This window comes from Yersinia sp. 2542 StPb PI (assembly GCF_048593855.1).
GTDB lineage: Bacteria > Pseudomonadota > Gammaproteobacteria > Enterobacterales > Enterobacteriaceae > Yersinia > Yersinia enterocolitica_E.
In genome coordinates this window covers 40929-47265 of record NZ_JAZGQA010000009.1, presented here as the reverse complement: position 1 = coordinate 47265, position 6337 = coordinate 40929, and the positions used below count along the sequence as shown (strand labels likewise).

The following is a 6337-nucleotide window of genomic DNA, read 5'->3' as shown; positions in this document are numbered from 1 at the left end:
AAAGCTGATTTTTGAATCCAAATAATAATTGATATCGATGCATTACATACATATTACACCCACAAATGCGGCCCCTCTCGCATCTACAAAAATGTTTGTCCTAATTTACCACTGGTTAATTGAACAGTAGAGAATGGCCGGATATAGTGCCCCCGTAGCGGCAAAATCCGTTGCTGGGTTTAGCAGCCCGAGACAAAACAGAGCGCACAACCGCGCAGGCGGTTACTATGTGCGGGTACAGTTACACCTGTGAAAAAGCAATGGTGGGCTGGACGGGGGCATCGATAGATGCGCCGGGTTCTCTGTTGACCGGTCTGCTAAGTGCCCAATGAAAGCATTTTAGGTTTGCCAGCAAAACGGTATCTGAAGCGCCAACCTTTCGAGCCATTTGGCTCCACCAGCAGAGCCATCCGCTTTGGTGTAGGGCTTCTCTTGGGGTTTTGCACAGCGTATCTCAAGGTCCGTGAGTGCCATGTGTATAGAATCCAGAGTGTATAAAACATGATGTGTATAGAATTTGGAGTGTAGAGAATTTCTATACAGATAACTATACACGTTTGTATGTGGATTCCCGTGAGCAACAATAGCCGTCAAGAGACAACAACAGTGGCCTAAATCTTACTATGACTGGGTTTGATGTACTTCGGGAGATACTGCGAGACGTTAGATTGGAGCGGGTGAAGGGAATCGAACCCTCGTATAGAGCTTGGGAAGCTCTCGTTCTACCATTGAACTACACCCGCTTCGGTGTGCGGTTTGCATTATAACCGGTTCTTTCTCGTGGGCAAGCGAAGATATGGTCTAAGCGCCGGTATTTTAAGCGATTAGATTAAACCAAGTATAACTATGGCGGTTTTTGCTTAGTAAAAAGGGTGCCGTAGCACCCTTATAGATTACCGCTACCACAATAAACTTATTTAACCGGACGCATCGCTGGGAACAGGATAACGTCACGGATGGTGTGGCTGTTGGTAAACAACATCACCATACGGTCGATGCCGATGCCCAAACCAGCAGTTGGCGGCAAACCATGTTCCAGCGCGGTGACGTAGTCTTCATCGTAGAACATCGCTTCATCATCGCCAGCTTCTTTAGCACTAACCTGATCAGCAAAACGCTGAGCCTGATCTTCAGCGTCATTCAACTCTGAGAAACCGTTACCAATCTCACGGCCACCGATAAAGAACTCAAAGCGGTCAGTGATAAACGGATTATCATCATTACGACGTGCCAGCGGAGAAACCTCTGCTGGATATTCAGTAATGAAAGTAGGCTGAATCAGGTGGCTCTCTGCGGTCTCCTCGAAGATCTCGCATTGAACGCGGCCCAGGCCCCAGCTCTTCTCAACTTTAATACCTAATGACTCGGCGATAGCCAAAGCTTTGTCCATATCGTCCAAATCTGCCACATTGGTTTCAGGGCGATATTTGCAAATGGCTTCTTTCATGGTCAGTTTGGCAAAAGGCTTACCGAAATCGAATGTCTGCTCACCATACTGCACCACACTGCTACCCAATACGGTTTCAGTCAGAGTGCGGAACAGCTCTTCAGTCAGCACGATCAGATCTTTGTAATCCGCATACGCCATATAGAGTTCCATCATGGTGAACTCTGGGTTATGACGTGGGGAAACGCCCTCATTACGGAAGTTACGGTTGATTTCGAATACACGTTCAAAACCACCAACAACCAGGCGTTTCAGATACAGTTCTGGCGCGATGCGCAAGTACATATCGATATCCAGCGCATTGTGATGAGTCACAAACGGGCGCGCTGAAGCACCACCTGGGATCACTTGCATCATAGGGGTTTCGACTTCCATGAAGCCTTTTTCCACCATGAAACTACGAATACCAGACATCACTTGCGAACGAACTTTGAAAGTATGGCGAGATTCGTCGTTAGCGATCAGATCCAAATAACGCTGACGGTAACGGGTTTCCTGATCAGCCAAGCCGTGGAATTTATCCGGCAGCGGACGCAGCGCTTTAGTCAACAGGCGCAATTCGCTACAGTGGATAGACAACTCACCGGTTTTAGTTTTAAACAGCTTGCCACGAGCACCCAGAATATCGCCCAGATCCCACTTTTTGAATTCTTCGTTATAAACGCCTTCCGGCAGATCATCGCGGGAAACGTACAACTGAATACGGCCACCGACATCTTGTAGTGTGACGAATGATGCTTTACCCATAATACGGCGAGTCATCATACGGCCAGCAACAGTGACTTCGATATTCAGTGCTTCTAACTCTTCATTCTCTTTACTGCCGTACTCAGCATGTAGCTGGTCAGAGAGGTGCTCACGACGGAAATCATTAGGGAACGCAATTCCCTTTTCCCGCAGCAAGGCCAGCTTTTCCCGACGAGCTTGTAACTCACTATTGAGTTCTGGTTCTTGCGCTTGCTCAGCGACTTGTGGTTTTTGCTCTGACATCTCAGTTCCTCATAGCCCGGCTTTCAAACTTGCTTCAATGAATTTGTCCAGATCACCATCCAGTACCGCTTGCGTGTTACGTGTTTCCACGCCGGTACGCAAATCTTTGATACGGGAGTCATCCAGTACATAAGAACGGATCTGGCTACCCCAACCGATATCAGACTTGTTGTCTTCCAGAACCTGTTTATCAGCATTTTTCTTTTGCATCTCAAACTCATACAGCTTCGCCTTCAACTGCTTCATCGCTTGATCTTTGTTCTTATGCTGAGAACGGTCATTCTGGCACTGAGTCACGATATTGGTCGGAAGGTGGGTAATACGTACCGCAGATTCCGTTTTGTTGACGTGCTGACCACCCGCACCGGATGCGCGGTAAACGTCAATACGCAGATCTGCCGGGTTGATTTCGATATCAATATCGTCATCAACTTCTGGATAGACAAAAGCAGAACTGAAAGAGGTATGACGACGGCCACCGGAGTCAAACGGGCTTTTACGAACCAGGCGATGAACGCCAGTTTCAGTACGTAACCAGCCAAAGGCGTAATCGCCGATGATCTTAATGGTGGCAGACTTCAGGCCTGCAACATCACCATCAGATTCTTCGATGATTTCAGTTTTGAAGCCTTTTGATTCAGCCCAGCGCAGGTACATACGCAGCAGCATGCTGGCCCAGTCCTGGGCTTCTGTACCGCCAGAACCCGCTTGTAAATCCAGGTAGCAGTTGGCGCTATCATATTCACCAGAAAACATGCGGCGGAATTCGAGCTGGCCCAGCTTGCCGTCAAGGATCTCTAACTCGGCAATGGCTTCGTTAAAAGTCTCTTCATCGTCAGCTTCAATCGCCAATTCCAGCAAGCCGGAAACGTCTTCCATACCTTGATCCAATTGATCAATGGTCGAGACAATCTCTTCCAGCGCAGAACGCTCTTTACCCAGCGCTTGCGCACGCTCAGGTTCATTCCAGACGTCGGGCTGTTCCAGCTCGGCGTTTACTTCTTCCAGTCGTTCTTTCTTGGCATCATAGTCAAAGATACCCCCTGAGAACGTCTGTCCGATCAGACAGGTCCTGAATTCGGTTTTTTACCGGGTTTATTTCAAACATGGTTTTGAGTCTTACGTTGAGTCGTAGATGACGGAATGTCATTATACCCGTCATACTTCAAGCTGCATGAGTGTTGGCTGTCTTCGTTCACCCGGATCATTGACTGACGTCAACTCATCAGAATTTACTCAGTTGCCGCCTTCCTGCAACTTGAATTATTTAGGGCACAGAATTGGTAATTCTAACGGATCTGTTCGGCGGTTTATAGCTCGTTGACTATATTTCCTGCTTACTTGAAATCACAGTGGCGTTAACGCGACTTATTCACCCGAATCACTGGCCTGAGCCAGCTCATCGGGCTTCATTGGAATGTTGCCTAATAAGGCCACAAATGCTGGACCAACAACTGAACACTACGATTACCGCGATATTCATTGATATCGAGTTTGTAAGCCAGCTTAACCTCACGCACACTGCTGTCCGGCCATAAGGTGGTATCGATATTAAACGCAATACCATCGAGTAGCGGCCCGCCATTCAGCGGCTCAATCATCAGTTTTAGATGACGCTCCCCCACCAGCCGTTGCTGCAAAATACGGAATTTGCCATCAAATGTCGGTTCTGGGAAAGACTGCCCCCAGGGGCCACCATCACGCAACAACTCAGCCGTTTCCAGCGATAATTCGTTGCCTTTCAGTTCACCATCAGACCAAATAACGCCTTCCAATTGTGAGGCATCCATCCATTCACCGACTAAATCGGCAAAACGCTGACGGAACTCATCGAATTTATCTTGTTCCAATGATAATCCTGCCGCCATTGCATGGCCGCCAAACTTCAGCATCAATCCTGGGTTCAATGTATCCAGCCGCTCAAGAGCATCGCGCATATGTAACCCAGCCACACTGCGCCCCGACCCCTTCAGTAATCCCTCACCCGCTGGGGCAAAAGCAATGACAGGCCGATGAAAACGTTCTTTGATGCGCGAGGCTAAAATCCCTACCACACCCTGATGCCATTCTGGATGGTACATCGCAATGCCGTAGGGCAATGCCGTGCTGGTACGTTCCAGTTGGTCGCACAGTTGCAGCGCCTCAACCTGCATCCCCTGCTCTATCTCTCGGCGCGCCTGATTAAGGGCATCCAAATCGATTGCTAAAGCTCTGGCCTGAGCGATATCGTCAGTGAGAAGAAGTGCAACCCCAATAGACATGTCATCGAGACGACCGGCAGCATTAAGCCGTGGGCCAAGGGAGAAGCCGAGATCGTTGGCAGCCAATTGACGGGCATCACGGTTGGCGACTTCCAATAGTGCACGGACCCCTGGACGGCATTTCCCCGCACGAATACGGCTTAATCCCTGATGGACCAGAATCCGATTATTGGCATCCAGTGGCACCACATCCGCCACCGTCCCCAGCGCCACTAAATCCAATAGTTCAGCCAGATTGGGCACGGCTAAAGCTCGTTGATCAAACCAACCGCTCTCTCGCAAACGGGCGCGCAATGCCAACATCAGATAGAAGGTAACACCCACCCCAGCCAGTGATTTGGAGAGAAAATCACAACCAACCAGATTCGGATTAATGATAGCTTCAGCCGCTGGTAAGGTTTCACCCGGCAGATGGTGGTCGGTAACCAGCACCTGAATGCCCAAGGCATGGGCCAAATCCACCCCGGCATGAGAAGAAATACCGTTATCAACCGTGACTATCAATTCCGCACCACGGGCAGCGACCTGTTCAACCACTTCCGGGCTAAGCCCGTAGCCATCGTCAAAGCGATTGGGCACCAGGTAATCAACATTACTGCCACCCATGCTGCGCAAAGCCAGTACTGCCAGTGCAGTGCTGGTGGCACCATCGGCATCAAAATCGCCGACAATCACGATCCGCCGTTTGTCAGCCAGTGCTTGCTGTAACAGGGTAACCCCGGCATCAATGCCATCGAGTTGCTGCCAGGGCAATAGACCTTTTACGCCTCGTTCCAGTTCTGTCGCAGTTTTAACCCCACGACTGGCATAGAGGCGGCGCAGCAACGGATGCAATTGCGCCGGTAAATGGCTGTCATCCGCCGCCTCACGACGACGAAGTTGAGTTTTGAGTGTCACGGGTGATTAACCCGCCGCTTTTAAGGAAGCCTGATGCTTATTCAGCATTGCCAACATCTCTTTCGGCTCCAGATAACCGGGAACGATAGTGCCGTTTTGCAGCACAATCGCAGGCGTGCCCTGAATACCAAACTGTACGCCGAGCTGGTAATGCTTGCTAATGTCTGTTTTACAGGTAGCCGGTGATATCTCGGTACCTTTCATTGCTTCATCGAACGCTTTATTACGATCAGCCATACACCAGATGGATCGCATATCTTTTTCTGCCTGAGAACTTAAGCCCTGACGTGGGAACGCCAGATAACGCACAGTAATGCCCAGCGCGTTATAGTCTTTCATCTGCTCATGCAACTTATGGCAGTAACCACAGGTGATATCGGTAAACACCGTAACAACATGTTTTTCCTGCGGTGCTTTATACACAATCATTTCACTGCTTAATGCTTCAAGTTTTTTCACCAACATCTGATTGGTCACATTGACTGGCTGGCTACCGCTCACATCATACAGTGGCCCTTGCAACAGATGCTGACCGTCGGCTGAGATATAAAGCACACCGTTTTCGGTCATCACCGTGCTCAAACCTGGGATCGGCGAAGGCTGGACATCAGCTTGCTGAATATCTAATTTTTTTAGCGTCTGTTGGATAGCGGCATCATCTGCGTTAACCGGGCCGGCGAATGCGGCGATGAACACCGGCAATAACAATAAACTTTTTCTCATTTATGAATCCTATCTCTTT

General features: G+C 49.3%; 4 protein-coding genes, 1 tRNA gene and 1 pseudogene. All 6 read right to left on the bottom strand.

The features are described from left to right. Positions 1–323 precede the first annotated feature (323 nt). Positions 324–474, bottom strand: a pseudogene (locus V1952_RS02725) (Arm DNA-binding domain-containing protein); the annotation flags it as partial. A 195-nt stretch (positions 475–669) separates the two neighbouring features. After that, a tRNA-Gly gene (locus tag V1952_RS02720) sits at positions 670–743 on the bottom strand. A gap of 170 nt (positions 744–913) precedes the next feature. After that, complete coding sequence (lysS, locus tag V1952_RS02715) at positions 914–2437, bottom strand: lysine--tRNA ligase (protein WP_083162773.1); 1524 nt, start codon at positions 2435–2437, stop codon at positions 914–916. A gap of 9 nt (positions 2438–2446) precedes the next feature. After that, positions 2447–3545 (bottom strand): peptide chain release factor 2 gene (gene prfB / locus V1952_RS02710; RefSeq protein ID WP_102970535.1). Its coding sequence is split into 2 segments (ribosomal slippage): positions 2447–3469 and positions 3471–3545, totalling 1098 coding nucleotides; the frame shifts between segments, so codons are not numbered across the junction. 316 nt (positions 3546–3861) lie between these two features. Next, entirely contained in the window at positions 3862–5595 is a 1734-nt protein-coding gene (gene recJ / locus V1952_RS02705) for a single-stranded-DNA-specific exonuclease RecJ (RefSeq protein WP_420070951.1), read from the bottom strand. 6 nt (positions 5596–5601) lie between these two features. Continuing rightward, the gene (dsbC, locus tag V1952_RS02700; RefSeq protein WP_083162767.1) at positions 5602–6318 is read right to left on the bottom strand and encodes a bifunctional protein-disulfide isomerase/oxidoreductase DsbC; all 717 of its coding nucleotides are present in this window, start codon (positions 6316–6318) and stop codon (positions 5602–5604) included. Between the last annotated feature and the right edge of the window lie 19 nt (positions 6319–6337).

Bases quoted from the DNA above. Each gene is read 5' to 3' on its own strand.
- lysS (WP_083162773.1), bottom strand. From the start codon at position 2,437: ATGTCAGAGCAAAAACCACAAGTCGCTGAGCAAGCGCAAGAACCAGAA.
- dsbC (WP_083162767.1), bottom strand. From the start codon at position 6,318: ATGAGAAAAAGTTTATTGTTATTGCCGGTGTTCATCGCCGCATTCGCC.